At 65.4% G+C, this 25936-nt stretch carries 27 protein-coding genes; 15 read left to right on the forward strand and 12 right to left on the reverse strand.

The features are described 5' to 3' along the window. Window positions 1-6 precede the first annotated feature (6 nt). Window positions 7-873, forward strand: coding sequence for a hypothetical protein (locus OU995_RS05035; protein WP_267834418.1), 867 nt, complete (start codon window positions 7-9; stop codon window positions 871-873). Here the strand turns inward: OU995_RS05035 and OU995_RS05040 are convergent. From OU995_RS05040 to OU995_RS05065, 6 genes are all read right to left on the reverse strand, one after another. After that, window positions 830-1753, reverse strand: coding sequence for a CysB family HTH-type transcriptional regulator (locus tag OU995_RS05040; RefSeq protein ID WP_267834419.1), 924 nt, complete (start codon window positions 1751-1753; stop codon window positions 830-832). The two genes, OU995_RS05035 and OU995_RS05040, sit on opposite strands and share 44 nt — an antisense overlap. Before the next feature lie 7 nt (window positions 1754-1760). Further along, complete coding sequence (locus tag OU995_RS05045) at window positions 1761-2831, reverse strand: sulfate/molybdate ABC transporter ATP-binding protein (RefSeq protein WP_267834420.1); 1071 nt, start codon at window positions 2829-2831, stop codon at window positions 1761-1763. Window positions 2832-2855: 24 nt separating this feature from the next. Continuing rightward, window positions 2856-3740, reverse strand: a complete 885-nt coding sequence (gene cysW, locus OU995_RS05050; RefSeq protein WP_267834421.1) for a sulfate ABC transporter permease subunit CysW — start codon at window positions 3738-3740, stop codon at window positions 2856-2858. A gap of 1 nt (window position 3741) precedes the next feature. Beyond that, window positions 3742-4623, reverse strand: a complete 882-nt coding sequence (gene cysT / locus OU995_RS05055; protein ID WP_267834422.1) for a sulfate ABC transporter permease subunit CysT — start codon at window positions 4621-4623, stop codon at window positions 3742-3744. A gap of 10 nt (window positions 4624-4633) precedes the next feature. Next, on the reverse strand, window positions 4634-5701 hold the full coding sequence (locus OU995_RS05060) for a sulfate ABC transporter substrate-binding protein (protein ID WP_267834423.1): 1068 nt from the start codon (window positions 5699-5701) through the stop codon (window positions 4634-4636). 352 nt (window positions 5702-6053) lie between these two features. Continuing rightward, the gene (locus OU995_RS05065; RefSeq protein WP_267834424.1) at window positions 6054-6866 is read right to left on the reverse strand and encodes a glycosyl transferase; all 813 of its coding nucleotides are present in this window, start codon (window positions 6864-6866) and stop codon (window positions 6054-6056) included. 233 nt (window positions 6867-7099) lie between these two features. On the opposite strand from OU995_RS05065, the gene OU995_RS05070 reads away from it, so the two are divergent. From OU995_RS05070 to OU995_RS05085, 4 genes are all read left to right on the forward strand, one after another. Continuing rightward, on the forward strand, window positions 7100-8110 hold the full coding sequence (locus OU995_RS05070) for a TauD/TfdA dioxygenase family protein (RefSeq protein ID WP_267834425.1): 1011 nt from the start codon (window positions 7100-7102) through the stop codon (window positions 8108-8110). A gap of 76 nt (window positions 8111-8186) precedes the next feature. After that, window positions 8187-9185 carry an ABC transporter substrate-binding protein gene (locus tag OU995_RS05075; protein ID WP_267834426.1) on the forward strand — a complete coding sequence of 333 codons (999 nt, stop codon included), beginning with the start codon at window positions 8187-8189 and terminating at the stop codon, window positions 9183-9185. A gap of 13 nt (window positions 9186-9198) precedes the next feature. Beyond that, the gene (locus OU995_RS05080) at window positions 9199-10080 is read left to right on the forward strand and encodes an ABC transporter ATP-binding protein (protein ID WP_267834427.1); all 882 of its coding nucleotides are present in this window, start codon (window positions 9199-9201) and stop codon (window positions 10078-10080) included. Further along, on the forward strand, window positions 10077-11093 hold the full coding sequence (locus OU995_RS05085) for an ABC transporter permease (protein WP_267834429.1): 1017 nt from the start codon (window positions 10077-10079) through the stop codon (window positions 11091-11093). The genes OU995_RS05080 and OU995_RS05085 overlap by 4 nt, the downstream gene beginning before the upstream one ends. A 57-nt stretch (window positions 11094-11150) precedes the next feature. On the opposite strand, the gene OU995_RS05090 is transcribed toward OU995_RS05085, so the two are convergent. Continuing rightward, a complete protein-coding gene (locus OU995_RS05090; protein ID WP_267834431.1) occupies window positions 11151-11342 on the reverse strand; it encodes a hypothetical protein in 192 nt (63 codons plus the stop codon). 326 nt (window positions 11343-11668) lie between these two features. On the opposite strand from OU995_RS05090, the gene OU995_RS05095 reads away from it, so the two are divergent. Continuing rightward, on the forward strand, window positions 11669-13123 hold the full coding sequence (locus OU995_RS05095; RefSeq protein WP_267834433.1) for a pyridoxal-phosphate dependent enzyme: 1455 nt from the start codon (window positions 11669-11671) through the stop codon (window positions 13121-13123). Beyond that, complete coding sequence (locus tag OU995_RS05100) at window positions 13120-14313, forward strand: trans-sulfuration enzyme family protein (RefSeq protein WP_267834435.1); 1194 nt, start codon at window positions 13120-13122, stop codon at window positions 14311-14313. Before OU995_RS05095 ends, OU995_RS05100 begins: the two co-directional genes overlap by 4 nt. 44 nt (window positions 14314-14357) lie before the next feature. On the opposite strand, the gene OU995_RS05105 is transcribed toward OU995_RS05100, so the two are convergent. After that, window positions 14358-14552 carry a hypothetical protein gene (locus tag OU995_RS05105; protein ID WP_267834436.1) on the reverse strand — a complete coding sequence of 65 codons (195 nt, stop codon included), beginning with the start codon at window positions 14550-14552 and terminating at the stop codon, window positions 14358-14360. 335 nt (window positions 14553-14887) lie between these two features. On the opposite strand from OU995_RS05105, the gene OU995_RS05110 reads away from it, so the two are divergent. Both OU995_RS05110 and OU995_RS05115 read left to right on the forward strand, forming a co-directional pair. Next, a complete protein-coding gene (locus tag OU995_RS05110) occupies window positions 14888-15844 on the forward strand; it encodes a LysR family transcriptional regulator (RefSeq protein ID WP_267834438.1) in 957 nt (318 codons plus the stop codon). 107 nt (window positions 15845-15951) lie between these two features. Beyond that, window positions 15952-16659, forward strand: coding sequence for a Bax inhibitor-1/YccA family protein (locus tag OU995_RS05115; protein ID WP_267834439.1), 708 nt, complete (start codon window positions 15952-15954; stop codon window positions 16657-16659). 113 nt (window positions 16660-16772) lie between these two features. Here OU995_RS05115 and OU995_RS05120 read toward each other — a convergent pair whose 3' ends face one another. Further along, window positions 16773-17810, reverse strand: coding sequence for a Gfo/Idh/MocA family protein (locus tag OU995_RS05120; RefSeq protein ID WP_267834440.1), 1038 nt, complete (start codon window positions 17808-17810; stop codon window positions 16773-16775). 294 nt (window positions 17811-18104) lie between these two features. On the opposite strand from OU995_RS05120, the gene OU995_RS05125 reads away from it, so the two are divergent. After that, the gene (locus tag OU995_RS05125) at window positions 18105-20279 is read left to right on the forward strand and encodes a M3 family metallopeptidase (RefSeq protein WP_267834441.1); all 2175 of its coding nucleotides are present in this window, start codon (window positions 18105-18107) and stop codon (window positions 20277-20279) included. 153 nt (window positions 20280-20432) lie between these two features. On the opposite strand, the gene OU995_RS05130 is transcribed toward OU995_RS05125, so the two are convergent. Then, a complete protein-coding gene (locus tag OU995_RS05130) occupies window positions 20433-21023 on the reverse strand; it encodes a DUF2242 domain-containing protein (protein ID WP_267834443.1) in 591 nt (196 codons plus the stop codon). A gap of 168 nt (window positions 21024-21191) precedes the next feature. Beyond that, window positions 21192-21590 (reverse strand): hypothetical protein, encoded by a 399-nt coding sequence (locus OU995_RS05135; RefSeq protein ID WP_267834444.1) that lies wholly within the window; start codon window positions 21588-21590, stop codon window positions 21192-21194. 211 nt (window positions 21591-21801) lie between these two features. Here OU995_RS05135 and OU995_RS05140 point away from each other — a divergent pair, with 211 nt between their 5' ends. The 3 genes from OU995_RS05140 (at window position 21802) to OU995_RS05150 (ending at window position 22934) form a co-directional block, all read left to right on the forward strand. Continuing rightward, window positions 21802-21999: a hypothetical protein gene (locus OU995_RS05140; protein WP_267834445.1), complete on the forward strand. Its 198-nt coding sequence runs from the start codon at window positions 21802-21804 to the stop codon at window positions 21997-21999. Window positions 22000-22033: 34 nt separating this feature from the next. Then, window positions 22034-22348, forward strand: a complete 315-nt coding sequence (locus tag OU995_RS05145; protein WP_267836183.1) for a BON domain-containing protein — start codon at window positions 22034-22036, stop codon at window positions 22346-22348. 151 nt (window positions 22349-22499) lie between these two features. Further along, window positions 22500-22934, forward strand: a complete 435-nt coding sequence (locus OU995_RS05150) for a response regulator (RefSeq protein ID WP_267834446.1) — start codon at window positions 22500-22502, stop codon at window positions 22932-22934. Between the two features lie 85 nt (window positions 22935-23019). On the opposite strand, the gene OU995_RS05155 is transcribed toward OU995_RS05150, so the two are convergent. Then, window positions 23020-23652 carry a response regulator transcription factor gene (locus OU995_RS05155; RefSeq protein WP_267834447.1) on the reverse strand — a complete coding sequence of 211 codons (633 nt, stop codon included), beginning with the start codon at window positions 23650-23652 and terminating at the stop codon, window positions 23020-23022. Between the two features lie 45 nt (window positions 23653-23697). On the opposite strand from OU995_RS05155, the gene OU995_RS05160 reads away from it, so the two are divergent. Further along, complete coding sequence (locus OU995_RS05160) at window positions 23698-25158, forward strand: CHASE3 domain-containing protein (RefSeq protein WP_267834448.1); 1461 nt, start codon at window positions 23698-23700, stop codon at window positions 25156-25158. Between the two features lie 145 nt (window positions 25159-25303). After that, window positions 25304-25750 (forward strand): BON domain-containing protein, encoded by a 447-nt coding sequence (locus OU995_RS05165; protein WP_267834449.1) that lies wholly within the window; start codon window positions 25304-25306, stop codon window positions 25748-25750. The last annotated feature ends 186 nt before the right edge of the window (window positions 25751-25936 follow it).

Here is a 25936-nt window from a genome sequence, read left to right on the forward strand (position 1 = left end):
TGGCTGATGCCGCAGATTGACGCCTCACCGGCTTCCGGCAATGCGGGCAATGCACCGAGGCGCGTGCTGACACAGACCACGGCGGACTACCTCATTTCGAATTGGGGTGGACGCACGCAGCATGAGCTGATGATGGCCAACATCAAGCGCAGCCTGCGCATGCTGCAAACCGGAGAACCGGCCTGCATGCTGGGCATGCTCCACACGCCTGATCGGGACGCGCAGCTGTGGTTTGCAGACACACATCTCACGCCCCCTCATCAATTTGTAGTACGCGTCTCCGCACTGGCCCAGGTGCCGCGTAATGCGGCCGGTGAGGTGAGCCTGCAACGTGTCTGGGATGAACGAAAGCTGAGCGGTGCTTTTGTCCAGGGCCGGAGTTACGGACCGGAATTGGATGAAGTGATTCGACGCCGACCAGCGGACACGATGAGTGCCTATGTGACACCCGATGTCGGCGGTAATCTGCTGTCGATGATCGCAGTCGGCCGTGCGGACTACACGCTCGAATACGACTTCTTTCTGACGGACCATCTGGCTGCGCGCGGCGGCGGCGTGGATCTGGTGAGTCTCCCCATCGAGGGCCATGCCGAGCCCATTCTTTCAGGCGTGGCCTGCCCGAAGAATGACTGGGGACAACGTGTGGCCACTCGGGCCAATGAAGTGTTGTCGTCGCCTCAGGCGCGTCGTTTATTGAAAGACGAATTGCTCAACGGACTGAGTGCGAATGCACGGGCGCGATATGGTGCGCGCATCGATGCTTTCTACAACCGTCCGGCCCCGGGCGCGGCGGCTTCCGCTGCCAGTGCGCCCGCCGGCAAGGATCGTGTCAGCCCTCGATCTCCATCGCCGCCCGCACCCGCTCCTCGGTGAGATCGGCCACACATTCCTGCAGGAATCGATAGGCAAAGCCCCGCAGATAGTGGCCGCGTTTGAGCGCAATGCGAGTGGTGTTGGCCGGGAACAGATGGCTGGCATCCAGCCGCTGCAATCCCGCATCCCGGTTGGGCTCGAACGCCATGGCCGCGATGATGCCCACCCCCAGGCCCACCTGCACATAGGTCTTGATGACATCCGCATCGAGTGCGGACATGACGATGTCCGGCGCCAGGCCGGCCTGCGCAAAACTCGCATCAATGCGGGCGCGGCCGGTATAGCCCTCGTGATAGGTGATGAGCGCTTGCTCGGACAGCGCCTCCAGCGTGAGCGGCTGCTGCGTCAGCGGATGGCCTTCCGGCACCACCACCGCGTGCCGCCATTCATAGAACGGGAAGGTCACAAAGGCCTCATCCCGGCCCAGTGCTTCGGTGGCAATGCCGACATCGGCCTCACCGCTTTGCAGCAGCGAGACGATCTCCGCCGGGCTGCCTTGATGCAGCACCAGATGCACGCGGGGATAGGCGGCCTTGAACCGCGCCACCACCTGCGGCAGTGCATATCGCGCCTGGGTATGGGTGGTGGCAATGGTCAGTTGCCCCTGGTCGGCGCTGGAGAACTGCTGGGCCAGCCGCTTGATGTTGCGTACATCCTGCAGCATGCGGTCGACCACCTGTGCCACTTCCTTGCCGGGTTCGGTGAGCCCCAGCAGGCGCTTTCCCCGGCGCTGGAACAGCTCCACCCCCAGCTCATCCTCCAGGTCCTTGATGTGTTTGCTGACCCCCGACTGCGAGGTGAACAGCGCCGCCGCCACCTCGGTCAGGTTGAAGTTCTGCTGCACCGCCTCGCGGACGATGCGCAACTGCTGGAGGTTCATGGCAGGGTCAGGCTGCCTCGGTCAGGCCGAACACGCTCAGGCGCGAGGCCTGCAGGCGCACCTGCTGGCCGTGGCTCAGCGCCAGGGCTTCGGCCTGCTCGCGGCTCAGTTCGGCTTCCAGATGCTCCCCTTGGGGTCCACGCAGTTCCACCCGTGCGGCGGCGCCAAAGCTCAGCACCCGCTCCACGGTGGCCGGCAGGCCCGGCGCATCGGCCTGCGGAATGATCTGCAGCTCATGCGGACGGGCATAGGCCTGCACCAGCCCTTGCGGCTGCGCGTCGTCATGCACCAGCCCCTGCGCCAGCAACTGGTCACCCACCTTCAGCACGCCGCCTTCGGAGCGCCCTTCAAATCGGTTCACCGCACCGAGGAAGCCGTAGACAAAGGGCGTGGCGGGGCGCTCGTACACCTCGACCGGCGAGCCCACCTGTTCCACGCGGCCATGGTCCATCAAGACCACGCGGTCGGCCACTTCCAGGGCTTCTTCCTGATCGTGCGTCACGAAGATGCTGGTGATGTGCAGCTCATCATGCAGGCGGCGCAGCCAGCGGCGCAGTTCCTTGCGCACCTTGGCATCCAGGGCCCCAAAGGGTTCGTCCAGGAGCAGCACGCGGGGCTCCACCGCCAGCGCGCGCGCCAGTGCAATCCGCTGGCGTTGACCGCCGGAGAGTTGCGGCGGATAGCGGTCGGCCAGCCAATCCAGTTGCACCAGCTGCAGCAGCTCATGCACCTTGCGCTTGATCTCGGATTCCGGCGGGCGCTGCTTGCGCGGCTTCACACGCAGGCCGAAGGCAACGTTGTCGAACACCGTCATGTGGCGGAACAGCGCGTAATGCTGGAAGACAAAACCGACTTCACGCTCACGCACATGCGTGTCGGAGGCGTCGTTGCCGTCCAGCAGCACCTGGCCTCGGTCGGCCGTTTCCAGGCCGGCGATGATGCGCAGCAGGGTGGTCTTGCCGCAGCCGGAAGGGCCCAGCAGTGCGGTCAGCTCGCCGGCGGGGAAATCCAGACTGACATCGCCCAGCGCGGTGAAGCTGCCAAACGACTTGTGGATGTTGCGGACTTGGATGCTCATGGGGGTCTTTCTTCGGCGTTCCGCTCAATCAACGACCACGGCGCGCGAGGCGCGCCATTCAACAACCTGCTTGAGCACCAGCGTGGCCACGGCCAGCAGCGCCAGCAGCGAGGCCACCGCAAAGGCGGCGGCGAACTGGTACTCGTTATAGAGAATTTCCACCTGCAGCGGCAGCGTGTTGGTCTGGCCGCGCACATGGCCCGACACCACCGACACCGCGCCGAATTCACCAAAGGCTCGCGCATTGCAGAGGATCACCCCATACAGCAGGCCCCATTTGATGTTGGGCAGGGTGACATGCCAGAAGGTGCGCCAGCCGGAGGCCCCCAGCACGGTGGCCGCTTCTTCCTCATCTCGCCCTTGTGCCTGCATCAGCGGGATCAGCTCGCGGGCCACGAAGGGGAAGGTCACGAACACGGTGGCCAGCACAATGCCGGGCACGGCGAAGATGATGCGGATGTCATGGGCCTGCAGCCACGGGCCGAACCAGCCCTGCGCGCCGAAGATCAGCACATAGATCAGGCCGGCGACCACCGGAGACACCGAGAAGGGCAGGTCGATCAGCGTGATCAGCAGCTGCTTGCCGCGAAAGTCATGCTTGGTAATGGCCCAGGCGGCGCAAACGCCAAACACCAGGTTCAGCGGCACCGAGATCACGGCAGCCAGCAGCGTCAGTTTGATGGCGGAGATGGCATCCGGCTCGATCAGCGACGCCAGATAAGCGTCCCAGCCCTTGCGCAGGGCTTCGGTGAACACGGCGGCCAGCGGCATCAGCAGGAACAGGGCGAAGAAGCCCAGGCCCAGCGTGAGCAGTGCGTAGCGCACCCAAGGGGCTTCGCGGGTGGCGGGGTTGTGCTGGTAATAGCCGGCGCTGCGAGCGCGGCCCAGGTTTGCGGCGGATCCAGCCATCTCAGCGCCTTCCGTCCAGGCCGTTGCGACGCAGGCTCCAGGCCTGCAGTCCATTGATGGCCAGCAACAAGGTGAACGAGAACACCAGCATCACCACGGCAATCGCGGTGGCGCCGACGTAGTCGTACTGTTCCAGTTTGGTGATGATCATCAGCGGGGTGATCTCGCTGACCATCGGCATGTTGCCGGCGATGAAGATCACCGACCCATATTCGCCAACGGCACGGGCAAAGGCCAATGCAAATCCGGTCAGCAGGGCCGGGGTGAGCATGGGCAGCACCACCAGGCGGAAGGCCTGCCAGCGGTGCGCGCCGAGCGAGGCGGCGGCCTCTTCCAATTCGGTATCCAGGTCTTCCAGGACCGGCTGCACCGTGCGCACCACAAAGGGCAGCCCGATGAAGATCAGCGCCACCAGCACGCCCAGCGGGGTGAAGGCCACCTTGATGCCCAGCGGCTCCAGATGGCTGCCCAGCCAGCCGTTGGGTGCATACAGCGCCGTCAGGGCAATGCCGGCCACGGCGGTCGGCAGGGCAAAGGGCAGGTCGATCAGGGCGTCGACCAGCTTCTTGCCGAAGAAGTCATACCGCACCAGGGACCAGGCGAGGATGAAACCAAACACCACATTGATGCCGGCCGCCAGCAGCGCAGCGCCAAAGCTCAGGCGATAGGAGGCCAGCACCCGCGGCGATGTTGCGGCCGCCCAGAAGGCTTCCGCGCCATGGCCGGCGGACTTGAGAAACACTGCACACAGCGGGATCAGCACCAGCAGCGACAGGTAGAACAGCGTGAAGCCCAGCGTCGGGGCGAAGCCCGGCAGCACGCGTCGGCGCTTGCGGCGCGGCGCCGGCGGTGCCGACGCCGTGGAGAGGACGGCTGTATTCATCGGAAGGTGCTCAACGCTTCAGGGACGCCATGATCTGATCGTATTGGCCGCCGTCCACAAAGTGCGTCTTGTAGACCTTGCTCCAGCCGCCCAGCGTCTGGTCGACGCCAAACAGCTTGATCGGTGCAAAGCGTTGGGCGTGCTTCTTGAACACGTTGGGGTCACGCGGGCGGAAATTGTTCTGGGCGATGATCTCCTGGGCCTCCGGCGTCCACAGGAAATCGAGATAAGCCTTGGCCAGGGCGGTGGAGCCCTTCCTGGCGGCCACCTTGTCGACCACGGCCACCGGCGCATCGGCCTCGATGGAAATGCTGGGGTAGACCACCTCGAACTGGCCCTTGCCGAATTCGTTTTCAATCAGCTCGGCTTCGGATTCGAAGGTCAGCAGCACATCACCAATGCCGCGCTGGGTGAAGGTGGTGGTGGCGCCACGGCCGCCGCCGTCCAGCACCGGCACATTGCTCAGGATGTGGGTCAGCAGGTCCTTGGCCTGGGCGTCGGTGCCGCCTTTGGCGATCACGCTGCCCCAGGCGGCCAGGTAGCCATAACGGCCGTTGCCGGTCACCTTCGGGTTGGGAATGATCACCTGCACACCGGGGCGAGCCAGATCGTTCCAGTCCTTGATCTGCTTCGGATTGCCCTTGCGCACCAGGAACAGCATGGTGGAGCTGTAGGGCGCGGCGCCGTTCGGGAACCGCTGGCGCCAGTCGGCGCCGGTCAGGCCCTTGTCGGCGAGCGTGTCCACGTCGGTGGCCTGGTTCATGGTCACCACGTCGGCCTCCAGCCCGCCGATCACCGAACCGATCTGCTTGGACGAGCCGCCGTGGGACTGATTGATCGTCACTGTCTGCCCGGTCTTGGCCTTCCAGTGGTTCACAAAGGCTGGGTTGACCTGCTTGTACAGCTCACGGGCCACGTCGTAGGACACGTTCAACAGCGTGTGCGGCGCGGCGGCCTGGGCGTGGACCGGGTGGACAGCCTGGACGCCCACCAGCGGCAGCGCAGCGGCGGCCAGCATCAGGATCTGGCGGCGGGAGGTCGAAATGGAACTGACTGCGCGGGACTTGTGGATGGGCATGGCTGAGAGACGTAACAATCGACAGTGGGTCGGGCTACGTAGCTTGCCAATAAGTCCTTATTCGCGGAACGATTGTTTAAGTATTTGCTTATCCCGAATAAGCAATAAGCGATCCTGAAGTGGGGGGTGAACGCCGCAGGAGCGTGACGCGGAAGCCCGAAGCGCCTCCCCCAGACCCCGAGGGCCCCACGTCACGTCCTGGGTTTTCACCATGCAACTCCGACGCATGACGCCGGCTGGGCCTTCCATGGAAAGGTGATCCGTGCAGGCAGTGTGGGCGATGCTCGCGCGGGCCGCCAATCACCAATCGGCCTATGCAAGCAAAAAAATCGCATATCGAGGGGGGGCCCCCTCACTCTGTCCAGTACTCAGCCAGCCACGGCGTCGGGCGCACGTAGCGGGTCAGGTGCTTCCAGCGGTTCTTCATGCCCTTGTCGAACGTTTTGCGGAAGTGATCCCACGGGCTTTCATGCGCCGGTTCCTGCTGCGTCCAGCGTCCCACCAGCACGTCGCTGGGATTGGGCCCGCCCGGGAAGGTCACGATCTTCGCGCCATTGGGCAGCTTCGCTGACTTGAAGTAGCGCAGCGGGAACGGCGGCAGGCAATGCAGCCGGAAGTGGCGCGTCCACAGATGCGGCCAGAACTTGATGCCGCCCGGCACTGACGCGGTCACGAAATGCTGCTCGAAACCGTGACGGTCCGCCACGCCCTGCGGGTCGGCCCGGAACTGCGCCAGGATGTGCGGATATTTGCCCACCGGGAAGCGGAACACCGACGTCTGGCCCAATTTCTGCATCGGCTTGGCCCAGTTGCGGGCCAGCACCACATCGTCCGGAGCACCGTGGGTGAAGTAGCCGTCGATGTTGTCCACAATCACCGAATCCAGGTCGATGAACAGCACCGGGCCCGACAGACCCGTGGTCGGGCCCAGGTCCGAGCCCCACATCACCAGCTTGCGCCACTTGCCCATCGACTTCTTGGGCCATTCGCAACCCAGTTCCGGCAGGTCGTAAGCATCCACTTCGGGGCGAATGCCGTCCTTGTTGTCGGTCAGGCACACCAACCGGAAGTCACCGGTGATGTGACGGCGCAGCATGCCGTAGAGCCGGTTCACATAGTCCGCCCCGTAGGCTGTGCCCCACTTCACGCAGATGACTTGTTTCATTCACAACCTCTCTCAGGACGGATCACCGCCACGATCAAACTTTCGAACTCTAGGGATCCGGCTTGTCGCCCACATCCTCAGCGAGTAAAGATTGGTGAAATGGATCCGCAATAACCCGCGGCTGCGGGCGAAGGGCGACACCATAGCAGAAGCTGACTATTCTCGAAAAACGCGCTAACTCATGCGGCCTTATTCGTTCCCGTAGGAGATCAGGCTTTTTAGAGTCGGGCGCCATGACTGCCGCCGCCTCCCGCCTCCTCACCCCTCATCCTGCCGATCCCGCCGATCCCGCCGATCCAGCGTCGGGGCGGCCACGTGCCACTGTCCGGCCACCCGACCGGACGCAGGAAGCGCCGCTCAGCCAGTCCGCCGCTGGTGGCCGTTCTGAAACCTTCGAGATTCGCCCATTCGGCGGCCCACTGGGCGCCGAAGTCCTGGGTCTGGATCTGGGTCAACCCCTGAGCGACGCCGGTTTCGCCCGTCTGCATCGTGCCCATCTGGCGCACCATGTTCTGGTCTTCCGCGGCCAGCGCATCACCCCCGCCGCCCACGTCGCCTTCAGCCGCCGCTGGGGTCCGCTGGAAGTGCATGTGCTGCGCAATTTCCAGCTACCCGGCCATCCCGAAATCCTGCAGGTGTCCAACCTGCGGGACGAGTCCGGCCAGCCGCTGGGGCTGGGCGATGCCGGTGTCTTCTGGCATTCCGACCTCTCCTACAAAGAAAAGCCCAGCCTGGGCTCCTTGCTGCATGCGCAGGAACTGCCGGCCGAAGGCGGCGACACCTTGTTCGCCGACCAGCATCTCGCTTATGAGCAGTTGCCCCAGGCGCTCAAGCAGGCCATCCAGGGTCTGAAGGCCGAGCACAGTTATCTCGCCCGTTATGAAGAGCTGCGGGCTCGCAATCCCTGGCGCCCCAAGCTCACCGACGCCCAACTGGCCGAGGTGCGGCCCACGGTGCATCCGGTGGTCCGCCGCCATCCAGAAACCGGCCATCCCGCCTTGTTTGTGAGTGAGCACTTCACCACCCGCATCGTGGGTGTGCCGCAGGATGAAAGCCTGGACCTGCTGGCCCAGCTGTTTGCGCTCAGCACCCGGCCCGAACTGGTCTACCGCCACCAGTGGCAGCCGCACGACCTCGTGTTCTGGGACAACCGCTCGGTGATGCACCTGGCCACCGGTTGTCCGCCTGAGCTGCGGCGGCACTTGCACCGCACCACCGTGGAAGGGGATGCGGTTCTCGGCTGAGCGCCGAAGCTGCGGTCCCCAACCTTCTGAGCGCCTGCCCGGCGCTGCCCCACCCGCCCCGTCTCAAAGGCCTCTCATGAAACGATGGATTGCCACGGCGCTTGTCGCCGCCCTGGGCCTGAATGCCCTTCCCGCCCGGGCCGAAGGCCAACTCCGCATTGCCGAGCAGTTCGGCATCGTCTATTTGCTGCTCAATGTGGCGCAGGATCAGAAACTGATCGAAAAACATGGCAAGGCCGAAGGCATCGACATTCGGGTGCAGACGGTGCAGCTGTCCGGCGGGCCTGCCATCAATGAAGCGCTGCTCTCCGGCAGCATCGATGTGGCTGGCGCCGGGGTCGGTCCGCTGCTGACCCTCTGGGACAAGACCTACGGCAAGCAGAACGTGCGCGGCATTGCCTCGCTGGGCAACTTCCCGTATTACCTCACCAGCAGCAATCCGGCGGTCAAGACCATTGCCGACTTCAGTGACAAGGACCGCATCGCCCTACCCGCCGTGGGCGTGTCCGTCCAGGCGCGGCTGCTGCAGCTGGCCTCGGCGCGGCAGTGGGGTGACAGCCAGTTCAACCGGCTGGACCGCCTGCAGGTGGCCCTGCCGCATCCCGAGGCCACGGCCGCGTTGATCAAGGGCGGTACCGAGATCAACGCGCACTTCGGCAACCCGCCGTTCCAGGAGCAGGGGCTGGCCGGCAATCCGGGCGTGCATGTGGTGCTCAAGAGTTATGACGTGTTGGGCGGCCCGGCCTCCGCCACGGTGCTCTACACCACCGAGAAATTCCGCAAGGAGAACCCGAAGACCTACAAGGCCTTTGTGGCGGCACTGTCGGAGGCGGCGGATTTCATCACCCGCCACCCGGAACAGGCGGCCGACATCTACCAGCGCAACGAGGGTTCCAAAGTACCGCGCGAGTTGCTGCTGAAGGTGATCCGCAACCCGGAAGTGCAATTCAAGATCGCGCCGCAGAACACCTTTGCCCTGGCCGAATTCATGCACCGCGTGGGCGCGATCAAGAACAAGCCGACCTCGGTGAAGGATTACTTCTTCGACGATCCGCATAACGCCTCCGGCAGCTGACGGAGCCCTCCGCATGAGTGCCCTGCCTCACCTGATCGACCCTGCGGATGCCGCGCTGAAAGCTGCACGTGCCTCGCTGGAAGCCGGCGCCAGGACCCCAGCGCTTGGCCTGCGACCGGCGGCGGCGCCGGATCGAGCAAGCGCCGCCGCGCCAGACATCCCCCGACTGCAGGTGGACGGCCTCAGCCTCGACTACCGGGTCGACACCCGCGTGATCCGCGCCACCCATCAGGTGGACTTCAGCGTCATGCCGGGAGAACGCTTTGTGTTGCTGGGGGCCTCGGGCTGCGGCAAGTCTTCCCTGCTCAAGGCGGTGGGCGGTTTCCTGCCTCCCGCCGAAGGACGCATTCTGCTGGACGGCCAAGCCATCCGGGGCCCCGGCCCCGACCGGATGGTGGTGTTCCAGGAGTTTGATCAGCTGCCACCCTGGAAGACGGTGCTGGACAACGTCGCTTTCCCGCTGACGGCTTCCCGCCAGAGGGACAAGACGGCTGCCCGCCAGCATGCCCGTGACTGGCTGGCGCGGGTGGGCCTGGCCGCCTTCGGTGATGCCTTCCCGCATCAGCTCTCCGGCGGCATGAAGCAGCGTGTGGCCATTGCCCGCGCCCTGGCCATGGCGCCGCGCATGCTGCTGATGGATGAACCCTTTGCGGCGCTGGATGCGCTCACCCGCCGTCGCATGCTGGAAGAACTGCTGGCGCTGTGGGAGCAGGAGCGGTTCACGCTGTTGTTTGTCACCCATTCCATCGAGGAGGCCCTGCATGTGGGCCATCGCATCCTCGTGCTGTCGCCGCATCCCGGTCGGGTGCGGGCCGAATTCAATGCGCAGGGCCTGACACCGGCTCAGCGGGATGCGCTCGGCCAGCGCATTGAAGCACTGCTGTTTGAATCATGAGCGTCACCTCGTTGCCCAGCATGCCCGGTCCGGCCGGTCTCGATCCCTCCGCGCGAAGCGGCTGTGATGCCTGTGGGGGCGACATGCCCGTCACGGTGGCGGGCGGCCTGCCCGCAGCGGTGGCCGGTGGCGCAGGACGGCCGGGCAGCGTCCGGCACACGCCGTCACCCCGGCCCGACCGGCTGATCGACCCCGTCTCCTACGTGCCGACGCCGCAGCGCGCCCCTGCGCTGTGGCACCGCCTGGTGGATTCAGGCGGATGGCGCCAGGCCAGCCTGCTGCTGCTGCTGGCCGGTCTGTGGGAAATCGCCGCCCGTTGGGCCGGCAACGACCTGCTGCTGCCGACCTTCAGCGCGGCCGCCCAGGCACTGTGGCAGGGGCTGGTCAGTGGGGAACTGCTGATGCGTGCGGGCGTGTCGCTGCAACTGCTGCTGCAGGGCTATGCCTTGGGCGTGGTGCTGGCGCTGGGCCTCACCGCCCTGGCCACCGCCTCACGCTGGGGCCGCGACCTGCTGGCCAGCCTCACGGCGATGTTCAATCCGCTGCCCGCCATTGCCCTGCTGCCGCTGGCCCTGCTCTGGTTTGGCCTGGGCGCCCGCAGCTTGATCTTTGTGCTGATCCATGCGGTGCTGTGGCCCCTGGCTCTGGCGGCCAGTGGCGGTGTCTCGGCCGTGCCGGAGACCTTGCGCATGGCCGGCCGCAACTACGGTCTCACCGGCCCGCGTTATGTCCTGCAGATCCTGTTGCCCGCTGCGCTGCCCTCGGTGCTGTCCGGCCTGCGTGTCGGCTGGGCCTTTGCCTGGCGCACCCTGATCGCCGCCGAGCTGTTCTTTGGCGCTTCGTCGGGCCAGGGCGGGCTGGGCTGGTACATCTTCCAGAACCGCAACGAACTGATGACCGACCATGTCTTTGCCGGCCTGGCACTGGTCATTTTGATCGGCTGGCTGGTGGAGCGGCTGGTGTTCAGCACGGTGGAGCGCTGGACGGTGCGTCGTTGGGGCATGCAGCGCTGATCAAAAAGAAACGCCCCGGCCGAAGCCGGGGCGCGCTCGCATCGGATGACAAGGTGATCAGTTCATCTGGGTCGTCTCAGTCCTCCATCGTTGCACTCGAACAGCAGATACACCGAGCGCGGCCGGTGGCGTGCCCGCCTGACTCCGCGACCGTGCAGGCAGACCCAGCATGGCGGCAGTGGTGGCAATGATGAGCTGCGCACGCTCGGTGAAGGCGTGGCGGGCCGGCGTGAAACGGTGAATCGACATGGCTGCAGCTTAAGAACCGCCTCGGCGACAACGAACGAATGCTTGTTCATATGCAAGTGAGCTTTCCGTTTGCACCCAAGCTCCCGAGTGATGCCAAGTGATGCCAAGCAGCGCCACGGCCAGCCAGGGAGAGTCGATTGCCCGGCGCGGCACCTGGGACCGTGCTGCCCCTCATGCGCTCACGGTATAAGCTGCTGCGAAAACCGTGTTTGGTCGTCATGACCGGATCTGGTTAGGCTGCACGGTTTTGCCCGCGTGCCGCGCTACCCGTGCGGCTGCGACGAGGGCGTTGTCCCCCAGATCCCACCAGGATTCAAGGAGCTTGCATGACCGCCATCCCCTCTGCCCCCGCTTCGACCTCGGCCACGGCGGACCGTCCCGCAGATCCCTCTTCGTCCCGCCGCTCAGCCGCAGACGCCCCGCGCCCTGCCGTGCTGGACCTGATCGGCAACACGCCGCTGGTGCCGGTGCGCCGGCTGGACACCGGCCCCTGCGAACTCTTCCTGAAGCTGGAATCCCAGAATCCGGGCGGCTCCATCAAGGACCGCATCGGCCTGTCCATGATCGAAGCCGCCGAGCGCGATGGCCTGCTGCCGCCCGGCGGCACCGTGGTGGAGGCCACTGCCGGCAACACCGGCCTGGGCCTGGCTCTGGTGGCGCGGGCCAAGGGCTACCGGGTGGTGCTGGTGGTGCCCGACAAGATGTCGGCGGAAAAGGTGTTGCAGCTCAAGGCGCTGGGTGCCGAGGTCCACATGACCCGTTCCGATGTGGGCAAGGGGCACCCGGACTACTACCAGGACCGCGCCGCCCGCCTGGTGCAGGACATCCCCGGCGCCTGGTATGCGGACCAGTTCAACAACCCGGCCAATCCCCTGGCCCATGAAACCACCACCGGCCCCGAGATCTGGCAGCAGACCGGCCACCGTATCGATGCGCTGGTGTGCGGGGTGGGCTCCGGCGGCACGCTGACGGGCCTGTCGCGCTTCTTTGCCAAGGTCCGGCCGGGCCTGGACCTGGTGCTGGCCGACCCGGAGGGGTCGGTGCTGAAGGACTATGTGGAAACCGGCCACTACGGTGAAGCCGGGGCCTGGGCGGTCGAGGGCATCGGCGAAGACTTCATTCCGCCGATTGCCGACCTCAGCGGTGTGCGCCACGCCTATGCAGTGAGCGACACCGAGAGCTTTGCCACCGCCCGCGAGCTCTACCGCGCCGAAGGCATCCTGGCCGGCTCCTCCAGCGGCACGCTGCTGGCGGCCGCCCTGCGTTACTGCCGGGCCCAGACCACGCCGCGCCGGGTGGTGACCTTTGTCTGCGATACCGGCACCCGGTATCTCTCCAAGGTCTACAACGATCACTGGATGTTCGACCAGGGCCTGCTGCAGCGCGCCCATCAAGGTGACCTGCGGGACCTGGTCTCCCGCCGGGCCGAGGACGGCGCGGTGGTGAGCGTGTCGCCGGAGGACACGCTGGCAACGGCCTTCTCGCGCATGCGCCAGGCCGATGTCTCCCAATTGCCGGTCCTGCGCCAGGGCCGGCTGGTGGGCCTGCTGGACGAATCCGACCTGCTGGCCCAGATGCACATGGACGCCCGTCACTTCAAGGACCCGGTGGAGAGCGCCATGAGCCATGATGTACACACCCTGCCGCCCGGTGCGCCGCTGGCCTCGCTGATTGAACAGCTGCGCCGCGGCCTGGTGGCGGTGATTGCCGACGACCAGCGCTTTTATGGCCTGGTCACCCGATTCGATCTGCTGAACCATCTGCGAAAGGGCTTGTCATGAGCCAGGACCATCAGGATTCCCACGGCGCGCCGCTGCGCTTTGACACGCTGGCCATCCACGGCGGCCAGCATCCGGACCCCCTGACCGGCGCGGTGATGCCGCCGATTTATGCCACCTCCACCTATCGGCAGCAGAGCCCGGGGGTGCACCAGGGCTATGAATACGGCCGCACCCACAACCCCACCCGGCAGGCCTACGAGCGTGCCGTGGCCAGCCTGGAAGGCGGGGCGCAGGGGTTTGCCTTCTCGTCCGGGCTGGCGGCCATGGCCACGGTGCTGGACACGCTGGAGGCCGGGTCCCATATCGTCGCCGGGGATGACCTGTACGGCGGCAGCTACCGTCTGTTCGAGCGGGTGCGTCGCAAAAGCGCCGGCCTGCAGGTGACCTATGTCGACAGCACCGATCCCGAGCAGGTGCGCGCGGCCTTGCGGCCCGACACCAAACTCATCTGGATCGAGACACCCAGCAATCCGATCCTGAAGCTGACGGACCTGTCGGCGGTGGCTGCCATTGCGCGTGAGCACGGCGCACTGACCGTGGCGGACAACACCTTTGCCAGCCCCTGGGGCCAGCGGCCGCTTTCGCTGGGCTTTGATCTGGTGCTCCATTCCGCCACCAAATACCTCAACGGGCACAGCGACGTGATTTCCGGTGTGGTGGTGGTCGGTGGCGCGCCGCGCCAGGCGGCGCTGCGCGAGCAGTTGGAGTTCCTGCACAACGCCATCGGATCGGTGTCCGGTCCGTTCGACAGCTTTCTCGCCCTGCGCGGCTTGAAGACGCTGGCCCTGCGCATGGCCCGACACAACGACAGCGCGCTGACGCTGGCGCGTTGGCTGGAAGCGCAGCCGAAGGTGCGCAAGGTCTTTTACCCGGGGCTGGAAAGCCATCCGCAGCATGCGCTGGCCCAGCGGCAGATGCGCGGCGGCGGCGGCATGATCAGCGTGCAGCTGGACACTGATCTGGCCGGCGCCCGTCGCTTCCTGGAGCGGGTGCGCATCTTCTCGCTGGCGGAAAGCCTGGGCGGGGTGGAGAGCCTGATCTCGTTGCCCGCGCTGATGACCCATGCCTCCATCCCGGCGGACAAGCGGGCCCAGTTGGGCATCACCGATTCCCTGGTCCGGATTTCGGCCGGCATCGAGGACGTGGAAGACCTGAAGGCGGATCTCCAGGCGGGCCTGGATTCGATCTGACGACGCAGGCTGGGAGGGGGGGCAGCCGGAGGGCGGCGCAGGGCTCAGGGTCGCCCTCCCAGCAGCCGGGCCGGCAGGAACAGGATCGCCTTCAGCAGGGCGAAGATGGCGTCCACGCTGATGCCGATCAGCCGGAACGGCAACAGCACCAGCCACACCAGCGGCCACAGCACCAGTGCCAGCACGGCCAGCGGCCAGCACAGCACGAAAAGAAACATCCACAGCAGCAGGCTCAGCATCTCGGGCTCCGTCTTCCATGCTCGCCGACCGGGAGGTCGGCGGTCGTGTCACTTTAGGAGGGGGGGCGGCACCGTCCCGGGGGATGCGACGAACCGACGGCGGCCAAGGCCAGGCCGTCTTCCGGAGCGACTGGTGCTGCGGCGCTCGGTCCCTTCGGCGCCTGTTCAACCGTTCAGAGGCCAACCTTCCATAATCGCCGCGCGACCCGTCGGGATGTCCGAAGCACGCTCACCGCCGTTCCAGGGTTGACTCGGAAATCCCATAGGGATGAAGTTTTTAGATCCCGTTTATCCGAAGTTATGTATGATCTGGCTTCGTCTTTTCGGAGAGTTAGATGAGTTCGCTGAATTACCGTCACCTGCATTACTTCTGGGTGGTCGCCAAGGAAGGCGGCTTTGCCCGAGCGGCCGACCGTCTGGGCATGGCGGTGCAAACCATCAGCGCTCAGGTGCGCGAGCTGGAACGTTCGCTGGGGCACCAGTTGCTCAAGCCGGAGGGCCGGGGCCTGGTGCTGACAGAAGCCGGCCAGGCGGCCTTCAGCCGGGCAGAAGAGATCTTCCAGATCGGCCAACTGGTGCCGCATGAGGTCCATGAGGCGGCCACCCAGCGGGTACAGCGGCTGTCGGTGGGCCTGTCGGACGGGTTGTCCAAACTGGCCGCCCATGCGCTGCTGGCCCCGGTACTGGACACCCCCAACCTGCGCCTGGTGTGCCATGAAGGCGAGGTCGACCAACTCCTGGGCGAGCTGGCCTTGCATCATCTGGACTTAGTACTGACTGACCAGCCAGCCCCCGTCAATCCGACACTTCGCATCACCAGCCAGTTGCTGGCCAGCACCTCGGTGGACTGGTGGGGGCCGGCGGAACTGGTGGCTCGCGCGCAGCGCTCACCCAGCCGGCCCTTCCCGCATGGGTTGGAAGATCTGCCGGTGCTGCTGCCCACCCGCCACGCCTCCCTGCGGGCCGGTCTGGAGCGTTGGTTCGAGCAGCATCACATCCGTCCGCAGGTGGTGGGTGAGTTCGAGGACAGCGCCCTGATGAGCGTGTTTGCCGCGCGCGGCCTGGGCGTGTTCCCGGTCAGCCGGCTGGGGGCCGATGACTTGGCGCTCATGAGTGGCCTGCATCTGTTGGGGCAGACCGAGGTGATGGAAGACGTCCATGGCATCTATTCGCGCCGCGGGCAGAACCATCCGCTGGTGGCCAAGCTGCTGGCGGCGTCTCGCCGCCCTGGCCGTGCGGACGGGGGTGTTTCCACGGCGGGCAATGATTCCGATTTTCCTTCAGAAGAATGAGCAAATAGATGGTTTTTCGGAAGTCGAGATTGCCCTAAGGTGTGCTTACGCGCGCGCGGTTTCCAGTCAGGGGCCGGGCGTCTTTTCCCACCCCAAGGAGTTCAGTCATGAGTGACTTCCAACGTTCCCCGGCGTCCCCCACGACCTGGACGCCCACCCCGGCCGGCGGCTCGGTCTTCAGCCAGGGCGCCGACGTGACGCGTGTGTTGCGCAACACCTACGCGTTGCTGTCGATGACGCTGCTGTTCAGCGGTGCCATTGCCACCGCCACGGTCAGCTACCAGTGGCCCGCCCCCGGCATGCTGCTGACGCTGCTGGGCTATTTCGGCCTGCTGTTCGGTATCCACCGTGCTCGCAACAGCGGCATGGCCATTCCGCTGGTGTTTGCGCTCACCGGCTTCATGGGCTGGTCGCTGGGCCCGATGCTGAATGCCGTCCTGAGCCTGCCGGGCGGGGCCAACACCATCGCGCTGGCGCTGGGCACCACCGGTGCCACCTTCCTGGCGCTGTCGGCCTATGTGCTGGCCACCAAGAAGGACTTCAGCTTCATGGGCGGCTTCCTGTTCGCCGGCATGATCGTCGCCCTGCTGGCCGCCGTCGCCAACATCTGGCTGCAGATGCCGGTGCTGGGTCTGGTGATCTCCGGTGTGGTGGCGCTGGCTTCCATCGGTCTGATCCTGTATGAGACCAGCAACATCGTCCATGGCGGCGAGCGCAACTATGTGATGGCCACCGTCAGCCTGTTTGTGTCGATCTTCAACCTGTTCACCAGCCTGCTGAGCATTTTCGGCTTTGCTGGCAGCAGCGACGACTGAGTGCAGACAGCGCTGAGCCCGGCCCCGGGTGGGTCGGGCGCAAGCGTCCCAGCTTCGAGGTCGTCCCTTTGCGGGGACGGCTTTTTTTATGCGGGCTGTCCCGAAGCGCGGCTTCAGAGCGCTTCGGAGGGCGCGTCGAAGGGCAGACGCGCCCCCACCTTGTCGCGGATGCGGTCGATCCAACCCAGTACCGCCAGCGTTTCCGAATGCGGCATGCCCGGGCTTTCGATCTCACCAGCGCGGATGCACCGCATGGCCTCGGCAATCTGATATTCAAAGCCGTTGGTCTTGAACGGCAAGTCCACCGTTTCTGCCGGGTTGCTGGGCCGCAGCCATTGGGCACGGGTCGCCTGCCAGAAGGTTTCCGGCAGCACGATGGCGCCCGCGTCCCCCATCACCTGCAAGGTGTTGGGGGCAAACGTGTCGATGCCGCAGACGAACTGGGCCACCAATCCATCACCGAAGTCCAGGCTGGCCGACACCCGTGCATCCACGCCTGTCGGCGCCAGCACGCCGTGGGCTTCCAGCGCACGCAACTCGGGCACTTCTCCCAGCGCATGCCGCAGCACAAAGCGGGTGGCGTTCAGGTTGTAAACCCCCACGTCGAGCAAGGCGCCCCCCGCCAGCGCGGGGCTGAAGAGACGGCTGTCCGGGTTGTAAGGGGCAGGGAAGCAGAAGCTGGACTGCAAGGCGCGCAGCTGACCGATGCGACCTTGTTGCAGCCAGCGGGCGATCTCCTGATAGACCGGCAGGAAGCGTGTCCACACCGCTTCCATCAAGAACACGCCCTGCGCCTGGGCGGTCTCCACCAAGGTCCGGGCCATGGCTTCGGTCGGTACCAGCGACTTCTCGCACAACACGGCCTTGCCCGCTTTCAGCGCCGCCCTTGCATAGTCGAAATGCTGACCATGCGGCGTGGCGATATACACCCCATCCACCTCGGGGTCGGCCAGCAGCGCGGCGGGGTCCGTGGTCACGCGCAGGGCCGGCTCCCCCGGCTCCGACCAGCGCTGTGCAAACTGCTCGGCCCGATGGCTGTCGCGGCCGCAGACGGCATGCAGGCGGCAGCCGTCCAGGTGCCGGACGGCGTCCGCGAACACATGGGCGATCGCACCGGGCCCGATGAGCGCCCATTGGAAAGTGGAAGTCATGCTGGTGGGCGGCGAAGCCGCGCAAGAGGGGCAGGTAGGCGGATGCTAGTGTGCTGTCCCGCAAGTCACGACCAAAAATGCAACCGATGGATTGACCTGAGACGTTTCCTGTCGCCAGAACAAGGCGCGAAAGACGCGGTTTCATTGGCAGTGACTTGCGGGACAGCACACGAGTTCACGCGCCGGTGGATGGGCGGAAGCCGCCCGACCGGACCCATGCCCTTCGGCTGAACTCCCCCCATGGGCTAGGCTTGCGCCTTTGCCCGATTGCCATCGAACAGCGAGCTCCCCCTCATGAGGATTCCATTTGTCCTGGCCGCCTCCCTGGCCATTGCCGCGCCGGTGCTGGCGCAGACCGTGCCTGCCCAGGCCGCTTCCGCTGCAACGGCCAATGCGCTGATCGCGCCGAGCCCGCTGCCGCTGCAATATCCGCCGTTTGACAAGATCCGGGACGAAGACATCGGCCCCGCGCTTGAACAGGGCATGGCCGAGCAGCTGCAGGAAGTGAAGGCGATTGCCGCCAATCCGCAGCCTGCCACGTTTGACAACACCATCGTCGCGCTGGAGCGGGCCGGCCGCACGCTGGCACGCGCCAACACCCTGCTGTCCAGCCTGCTGGGCGCCGATGCCAACCCGGCGCGACTGAAGCTGCAGGGCGACTTTGCCGCGCGGCTGGCCGCTCATCGCGATGCCATCGCACTGAATCCGCAGCTCTTCGCCCGGGTGGAATCGCTCTGGCAGCGTCGCACCGAGCTGGGCCTGGGTGCGCAGGAGCAGCGCCTGATCGAGCGCCGCTACACCAGCCTGGTGCGAGCCGGCGCCAAGCTGGATGAAGCGGGCAAGGCCCGTATGAAGGCCATCAATGCCGAGCTGGCCACCCTGGGGGCCCGCTTCAACCAGAACGTGTTGGCCGAAGTGAATGACTCCGCCGTGGTGGTGGAGAAGGCCGACGAACTGGCCGGCTTGAGCGATGAGCAGATCACCAGCGCCGCAGCGGCCGCCAAGGCCCGTGGCCTGGAAGGCAAGTATGTGATTGTCCTGCTCAACACCACCGGCCAGCCGGTGCTGTCCCAGCTGGAAAACCGCGCGCTGCGCGAGCGCATCTACAAGGCTTCGGTGGCCCGTGGCAGCCGTGGCAATGAATTCGACAACACCGCGCTGGTGTCCCGCGTGGCCACGCTGCGTGCCGAACGGGCCCGTTTGCTCGGCTTTGCCACCCATGCGGACTTTGTCCTGAGCGACGAGACCGCCCGCAAGCCGCAGGCGGTGAATGCCATGCTGCGCCAACTGGCCCCGGCCGCTGTGGCTGCTGCCCGCCGCGAAGGCGACGACCTGCAGGCCATGATCGACCGCGAACAGGCCGCCCGTCATCAGCCCAGCTTCAAGCTGGCGGCGTGGGACTGGAGCTACTACACCGAGAAGGTGCGGGCCGCGAAGTACGGTTTCGACCAATCCCAGCTCAAGCCCTATCTGGAGCTGCGCAATGTGCTGGAAAACGGTGTGTTCTACGCTGCAGCTCAGCTCTACGGCTTGAGCTTCAAGGAACGCAAAGACCTGCCCGTCTATCACAAGGACGTGATGGTCTATGACGTGTTGAATGCCGATGGCTCGCAACTGGCCATCTTCATTGCCGACATGTATGCCCGTCCTTCCAAGCGCGGGGGCGCCTGGATGAATGCCTATGTGGACCAGAACGGCCTGTTCAACCAGAAGCCCGTCATTGCCAACCACCTCAACATTCCCAAGCCGGCCGACGGCAAGCCCACGCTGCTGACCTGGGACGAGGTCAACACCATGTTCCACGAGTTCGGCCACGCCCTGCACGGCATGTTCTCGAACGTGAAGTACCCGAGCATGGCCGGCACCCGGGTGCCGCGAGACTTCGTCGAATATCCGTCGCAGGTCAACGAGATGTGGGCCACCTGGCCGAGCGTGCTGGCCAACTATGCCAAGCACTACAAGACCGGCGAGCCCATGCCGCGTGAGCTGCTGGACAAGGTGCAGGCCGCCAGCAAGTTCAATCAGGGCTTTGCCACCACCGAATACCTGAGCGCTGCCATGCTGGACCAACGCTGGCATCAGCTGCCGCTGGACCAGGTGCCGTCCGCTGCGGGCGTGATGGATTTTGAAGCGAAGGTGCTGAAGGAAGAGGGGTATGACTATGCGGCCGTACCGCCGCGTTATCGCACGCCCTACTTCAGCCACATCATGGGCGGTTATGCCGCCGGCTACTACGCCTATATCTGGTCGGAGGTGCTGGATGCAGACACGGTGGAATGGTTCAAGACCAATGGCGGCCTGAAGCGCGAGCTGGGCGACATGTTCCGTGAGCGCTTGCTGTCGCAGGGCGGTAGCCAGGACGCACTGACCCTGTTCCGCAGCGTGGTCGGCCATGAACCCGACATCGCACCGCTGCTGGAGCGTCGTGGCCTGGTGATCGACAAGCCCAAGGCGGCCGCTGGCAAATAAACGCAGCGGAGCATGAAAAATGGGCGCCGCAGGGCGCCCATTTTGTTTTCATCGACCTCAGCAGCTCAGCAGCTCAGCAGCTCAGCAGCTCAGCAGCTCAGCACATCTGCACATCTGCACATCCGCGCCGGGAGCACCGGGCACGGAGCTGCTTCAAGGCGCCGGCGCCGCCTCCCCGCCAGACACCACCTGCGCCTGCTCCTTCAGCATCTTCTGCATCAGCGAAAAGAAGCGGTCGTAGAACTGACCGGCCGGGATGGTTTCCGAGGCCACCTTCACCAGCGATTCGGAGGTGGAGGACAGCGGGACGGAGATGGAGCCAATGGCGCTGACGCCCAGACTGGTGGAATTGGTGCTGCGCTTGACGGTGTAGCGGTCCTGCAGCGCGGAGACATAGGCGGTGGAGAGCTTGCCTGCGCCGCCCTCGGGCACGCAGACGATGTTGAAGCTGATCTCCACATGGACCTCGCCTTCCGGCTGGAAGCGCTTGCTGCCGCTGATGGAGCCGCTCTGGGCGAGGTTGATCACATAGCCCTGGCTCAGCAGGGCGCGCCGCGCAGCTTCGCAGGTGTCCTCGACGCTGGCGTCGAAGAGCCGGGAGAAGGTTTCATCGGCCTGGAAACGTTCGTTCTGGTAGACCGAACCTTTGCGCCCACCAGCGGCGTTGTCGTTGCCAAAAGTGGCGCAGCCAGCCAGGCCAACGCTCAGGCCCAGCGCGATGGCGGCTGCAAGCCGGCCAGTCACCAGAGGTTTTGCCTTGCGGCTTGTGAAACCATTGCTTCGAGGCGTACTGAATAAGCGCTGTGTCATCGTCGTCGGGCCCCTGCGGCCACTCACGACATTATCGCCAACCCCGTCCGCCCCGCCCTTCGAGAGCCTGACGGATATGCTGCAAATCTGTAAAGAACGATGTCAGTGCTGGATCTGCGCCGCCAGCAGCGTCTGCCATTCACCGTCCACGCAAGCGCTCATCCGGCAGGCATGGCCGCTGCAGCGGTGCCAATGTTCCTGCGCGGCGGACAGCAGCGCGGGCCAGTAGGGATGATCCCCTTCGCAGCGATTGCGCGAAATCACCAGCGCCACCTCATCCTGCATTTCATGCCCCTGCGCATCGAAATAGTCCAGGCGCGCCCGGACCACCACCGTCAGCGGGGTCGACAGCAACAGTTCGGCATTCACGCAATGCGAGGGTTTGAATGCTGGCGACGCCGGGGCTGGCGCAAAGCGCATGGCGGCCGAGTCGGCGAGTGGGGTCGGGAGGGGGGCATTCCTGGCGCTTCCCCATCGAGCGCGCAATGTGTTCTTGTCCATGGCCGAAATCCTAAAGAGACTGTCTCGCCGCACCTGTCGGGTGCAGGCGCGACCCGTTGTAGGACAGCATGCCGTCGTCGTGCGTCCAACGCGTGACAAACCCCTGATGGCCGCTTGTCCTACAAAGAGTCGCGGACGTGGACGACAGGCCGCCATGTTCGGCATACGTAGAGTTCATCTCAGCACGCCACGGGGCGCCAAGGAGCCAGAGATGGGACAAGCCGACCACTTCCAGACCTTTCACCTTCATGCCGATGACAGCGGTGCCCAGATTCACTGGGCGTCGGTGTCCGACATGGAATCGTTGCTGGGTTTGGAAGCGGCACTGCCCTACCTCACGGACCACGCCCCCGCGACGTTTGCCGAGCCGGCCCCTGCCGTCGTGTCGAATCCCCGCCACGCCGCGTGAGCCAGTGTCTGTCATCGACAAGGAGATCTACATGATGATTCGAGCCACCGTTCTCGCCCTGGCCACTGCTGTGGGCGCCCTCACGATCCTGCCGGGCTGCGCCGTGACCCGCGGTCAGTCTTCCGTTGGCGAATATGTGGACGACGCCTCCATCACCACGGCGGTGAAGGCCAAGTTCGTGGAAGCCAGGACGGTGGATGCTTCGTCCATCAGTGTGGAAACGCTGCAGGGTGAAGTGATGCTGTCCGGTTTCGCCAAGAACGCCACCGAAAAGACCAATGCGGAAGCGATTGCCCGCCAGGTCAAGGGCGTGAAGCGCGTCAAGAACGAAATCGCCATCCGTAACTGATGGCGGGAGACCGCCACCTCGGTCCGCCAGGACGGAGGCCCGGGTGGCGGCTGCCTTCTGTCAGGATTTGCGCGGACGGTCCGCATGCCGGAGCATGTTGACCGTCCGCGCGCCGTTGTTCCCCGTCCACCGCCCCGTTCCAGCGCCTGCCATGGACTCCCACGTTTCCCCGTCCACACTGACCTGCTTTCTGGTGGAGGACAACCCCGTCATCCGCGAGAACCTGGTCGCCACCCTGGAAGAGATGGTGGATCTGAGGGTGCTGGGCCATGCCGTGGATGAGGAGGGCGCCTTGACCTGGCTGACGCAGGACAACCGACCCTGCGACCTGCTGATCATCGACATCTTCCTGAGCCAGGGCACCGGCCTGAATGTGTTGCAGGCCGCCAGCGCCCGGATGCCGTCGGCACGCCGTGTGATCCTGAGCAACTACGCCACCCCGGACATGCGACAACGCTGCATGGCGCTGGGTGCGCACCGGGTGTTCGACAAATCGGCCGAGCTGGAAGATCTGCTGGCCTACTGCCAGTGCCTGGCCGAGCGCCAGGAGCCTGATGCGGCGGATGGCAATGCCGGGCCGTATTGAGCGACGCCCGGCGCAGCGCCATGGCATTCGCCAGTGGTGGTGGTGGGGCCCGTGTTGGCGCTGTCGATGGCTTGATCGGCCCCTCTTACTCAATCAGCCCATTCTTGAGCGCGTAATAGGTCAACTCGCTGTTGGTGTTGAGCGCCAGCTTTTCCAGCACCCGGGAACGATAGGTGCTCACGGTCTTGACGCTGAGCGACATGCCGTCCGCAATATGACCCACCGTTTCCCCTCGCGCCAGTCTCAGGAAGACCTGCAGCTCACGCTCGGACAGCGTGTCATGCGGCGCCTGGTCCTGGGCGGCACCCAGGCCGTCGGCCAGCAGTTCGGCCACGGCGGGCGTGATGTATTTGCGTCCCCGAAAGACGGTTCGCACTGCCGTGGCGATTTCTTCGGGGTCGCATTCCTTGTTCAGATAACCGCTGGCCCCCTGGCGCAGCAGCGTGGTGGCGTAGTGGGCCTCCGGAAAGCCACTCAGGATGAGTACCGGAAGTTCCGGCTTGCGGGCCTTGATGGCCGCCAGTGTTTCCACGCCGCTCTGGTCGGGCAGCGACAGGTCCATCAGCATGACGTCGACGTCGCCAGCGCGGACCAGGTCCAGCGCTTCGCGGCCGGAGCTGGCTTCACCGGTCACACGCAGGTCGACCTGTTCGGACAGAAATTGCCGCAATCCGGCGCGGACAATCGCATGGTCATCAACGATGGCGATTCGGATCATGGTGGCTCTGGTCAGTGGGGCGTCATGCCCTGGGGAGTGTAGAGGATGAGTTTCAAAGACACCGTGGCCAACCTGGGGAGCAAGGCCTGGGCCTTGCCGCTCGGGCTCTTCGTGGCCTTGCTGATGGTGTTGATCAGCGAGTTGGCCTACTTCGGAGCCGTCTCCCAGATGGACCGACTGGTGACCCTGGGCCGGGCCCGGCTGGAGCTTGTCAGGCTGCTGGCGCGGGTGACGGACGCGGAATCAGGGCAACGGGGATACCTGATCACCGGACGGCCGGAATATCTGGACCCTTACCGGTTTGCCGCCGAGGATGCCTCCAAGGGCCTGGACTCCCTGCAGCGCATGTACGGACAGGTGGGGGCCGAGGATGCACAGCGGCGCAGCAAGGAGATTGCCACCGCCGTCAGCGCCAAGCTCAGCGAGCTGCAGGAGGTGCTCAAGCTTTCGCAGGACGGACGCACACAGGCGGCCCAGACCTTGATGATGACGGACATCGGGCGCGACCAGATGGAGCAGATCCGCCGCAAGTCGGCGGAATTGCTGGCGGACGAGAACCAGCGCATCGCCCTGGGAACTGCCCAGGTCTATGACACCCTCATGCTCAACCGCATCGGTGTGGCCGCCATGACGCTGATCAGCATCGTGGTGTTTGTGCTGTTCCTGCGCAAGAGCAAGGCCATGGACAGCCAGCGCGAGCAACAGCAGCAGGACATCCGGGCGGAACGGGACCGGCTGGAGATCGAGGTGGGCCGCCGCACTGCCGAACTCACCCAGCTGGCCCGCCATCTGCAAACGGCCCGGGAGGATGAACGGGCCCGCCTGGCCCGCGACCTGCATGACGAGCTGGGCGCCCTGCTCACCGCCGCGAAGCTGGATGTGGCCCGCTTGCGGCCCAAGCTCCAGGCGGGAGCCCCGGAACTCATGCAGCGGCTCACCCACCTCACCGAAACCCTGAACAGCGGCATTGCGCTGAAGCGTCGCATCATTGAAGACCTGAGGCCCTCCACCTTGGATCAACTGGGCCTGGTGCCCGCGCTGGAAATCCTCTGCCGGGAAACGTCGGAGCGGCTGGGCGTGCCCATCGAGGTCGAGCTGGAAGAACAGGTGCAGTTGCCGCGCAGCGCGCAGCTCACCACCTTCCGCCTGGTGCAGGAAGCCCTGACCAACATGGCCAAATATGCGCAGGCCACGCAGGCCAAGGTGACTTTGAAGCAGGAATATGCGCAGGCCATGGTCAGCGTGGTGGACAACGGCTGCGGTTTTGACCCTGCCCGCATGACGCTGGGCTCGCATGGGCTGCTGGGCATGCGCTTCCGGGTGGAAGCCGAGCGCGGGCAACTTCAGTTGCGAAGTGCCCCCGGGCAGGGCTGCGAGGTCCGCGCCTGGCTGCCGCTGTCGGTGCCGACCGTGGACACGCCCACGGTGGACGTAGGCCTGTTCCTACAACCGGCCGGCACGCCGGGTGACCCCGGATCGTGGCTGCGACCGACCCCACGCGACTGAGCGCCTGCCTACAGTCAAGCCATGGCCCGGGTGAGCTGCCCGGCCGCATTGACTTCCCACGCAGGACCGATGCAAGGCCCTCTCCACACCAGGGCCGAGGCCTTCCCGCGGCCATCGGATCCTTCATTCCTTCAAGGAGCCCGATATGAAGCAAACGCAAGAACACCGCCCGATGTTGATGGTGCTGCCGGCCCTGGTGGCTGCCGTGGCGCTGGCTGCCTGCGGCCGCGAGGACGATGACCGGACGGCCGGCCAGCGTCTGGATGACGGCATCGCCAAGATGGAGCAGAAATCCGATCAGGCGCGCCAGGATACCCGTGAGGCCATGGATGCCATGGGCCAGAAGGTAGACCGTGCGGCCGACAAGATGGGCGCAGAAGCCTCGGATGCCTCCATCACGACCTCCATCAAGGCTGCGCTGGCGGGTGATCCCAAGCTGAGCGCGCTGGACGTGAAGGTGGAGACGAACAACGGCCATGTCACGCTGGATGGCACGGCACCGGATCTGGCCGCCCGCGACCGGGCCGGCTCCATGGCGCTGGCTGCCAAGGGCGTTCAATCGGTCAACAACCGCATCAAGGTCAACAGCTGACCCAGCTCATCCCGTGCGAGTGAGGACCGCAGTGAGCGGTTGAGGCCCTCCACGGTGGCCGCGTTTTGCGCCGAACCGTGAGCGCCGCACGTTGAGCTCCGCACCCTGAGCGGCCCTCCACCAGCCCCGATGCCGGTCCTGGACAGCCTCGGGGCTTTTTCCATGCACACAGAGGCCAGGAACTGG

The sequence above is a fragment of the Roseateles sp. SL47 genome, from assembly GCF_026625885.1.
Taxonomy (GTDB): domain Bacteria; phylum Pseudomonadota; class Gammaproteobacteria; order Burkholderiales; family Burkholderiaceae_C; genus Roseateles.

Excerpts from the sequence above, each read along its gene's own strand:
- OU995_RS05035 (WP_267834418.1), top strand. The coding sequence starts at position 7 with ATGCCGCAGATTGACGCCTCACCGGCTTCCGGCAATGCGGGCAATGCA.
- OU995_RS05040 (WP_267834419.1), bottom strand. The coding sequence starts at position 1,753 with ATGAACCTCCAGCAGTTGCGCATCGTCCGCGAGGCGGTGCAGCAGAAC.
- OU995_RS05045 (WP_267834420.1), bottom strand. The coding sequence starts at position 2,831 with ATGAGCATCCAAGTCCGCAACATCCACAAGTCGTTTGGCAGCTTCACC.
- cysW (WP_267834421.1), bottom strand. The coding sequence starts at position 3,740 with ATGGCTGGATCCGCCGCAAACCTGGGCCGCGCTCGCAGCGCCGGCTAT.
- cysT (WP_267834422.1), bottom strand. The coding sequence starts at position 4,623 with ATGAATACAGCCGTCCTCTCCACGGCGTCGGCACCGCCGGCGCCGCGC.
- OU995_RS05060 (WP_267834423.1), bottom strand. The coding sequence starts at position 5,701 with ATGCCCATCCACAAGTCCCGCGCAGTCAGTTCCATTTCGACCTCCCGC.
- OU995_RS05065 (WP_267834424.1), bottom strand. The coding sequence starts at position 6,866 with ATGAAACAAGTCATCTGCGTGAAGTGGGGCACAGCCTACGGGGCGGAC.
- OU995_RS05070 (WP_267834425.1), top strand. The coding sequence starts at position 7,100 with ATGACTGCCGCCGCCTCCCGCCTCCTCACCCCTCATCCTGCCGATCCC.
- OU995_RS05075 (WP_267834426.1), top strand. The coding sequence starts at position 8,187 with ATGAAACGATGGATTGCCACGGCGCTTGTCGCCGCCCTGGGCCTGAAT.
- OU995_RS05080 (WP_267834427.1), top strand. The coding sequence starts at position 9,199 with ATGAGTGCCCTGCCTCACCTGATCGACCCTGCGGATGCCGCGCTGAAA.
- OU995_RS05085 (WP_267834429.1), top strand. The coding sequence starts at position 10,077 with ATGAGCGTCACCTCGTTGCCCAGCATGCCCGGTCCGGCCGGTCTCGAT.
- OU995_RS05090 (WP_267834431.1), bottom strand. The coding sequence starts at position 11,342 with ATGTCGATTCACCGTTTCACGCCGGCCCGCCACGCCTTCACCGAGCGT.
- OU995_RS05095 (WP_267834433.1), top strand. The coding sequence starts at position 11,669 with ATGACCGCCATCCCCTCTGCCCCCGCTTCGACCTCGGCCACGGCGGAC.
- OU995_RS05100 (WP_267834435.1), top strand. The coding sequence starts at position 13,120 with ATGAGCCAGGACCATCAGGATTCCCACGGCGCGCCGCTGCGCTTTGAC.
- OU995_RS05105 (WP_267834436.1), bottom strand. The coding sequence starts at position 14,552 with ATGCTGAGCCTGCTGCTGTGGATGTTTCTTTTCGTGCTGTGCTGGCCG.
- OU995_RS05110 (WP_267834438.1), top strand. The coding sequence starts at position 14,888 with ATGAGTTCGCTGAATTACCGTCACCTGCATTACTTCTGGGTGGTCGCC.
- OU995_RS05115 (WP_267834439.1), top strand. The coding sequence starts at position 15,952 with ATGAGTGACTTCCAACGTTCCCCGGCGTCCCCCACGACCTGGACGCCC.
- OU995_RS05120 (WP_267834440.1), bottom strand. The coding sequence starts at position 17,810 with ATGACTTCCACTTTCCAATGGGCGCTCATCGGGCCCGGTGCGATCGCC.
- OU995_RS05125 (WP_267834441.1), top strand. The coding sequence starts at position 18,105 with ATGAGGATTCCATTTGTCCTGGCCGCCTCCCTGGCCATTGCCGCGCCG.
- OU995_RS05135 (WP_267834444.1), bottom strand. The coding sequence starts at position 21,590 with ATGGACAAGAACACATTGCGCGCTCGATGGGGAAGCGCCAGGAATGCC.
- OU995_RS05140 (WP_267834445.1), top strand. The coding sequence starts at position 21,802 with ATGGGACAAGCCGACCACTTCCAGACCTTTCACCTTCATGCCGATGAC.
- OU995_RS05145 (WP_267836183.1), top strand. The coding sequence starts at position 22,034 with ATGATTCGAGCCACCGTTCTCGCCCTGGCCACTGCTGTGGGCGCCCTC.
- OU995_RS05150 (WP_267834446.1), top strand. The coding sequence starts at position 22,500 with ATGGACTCCCACGTTTCCCCGTCCACACTGACCTGCTTTCTGGTGGAG.
- OU995_RS05155 (WP_267834447.1), bottom strand. The coding sequence starts at position 23,652 with ATGATCCGAATCGCCATCGTTGATGACCATGCGATTGTCCGCGCCGGA.
- OU995_RS05160 (WP_267834448.1), top strand. The coding sequence starts at position 23,698 with ATGAGTTTCAAAGACACCGTGGCCAACCTGGGGAGCAAGGCCTGGGCC.
- OU995_RS05165 (WP_267834449.1), top strand. The coding sequence starts at position 25,304 with ATGAAGCAAACGCAAGAACACCGCCCGATGTTGATGGTGCTGCCGGCC.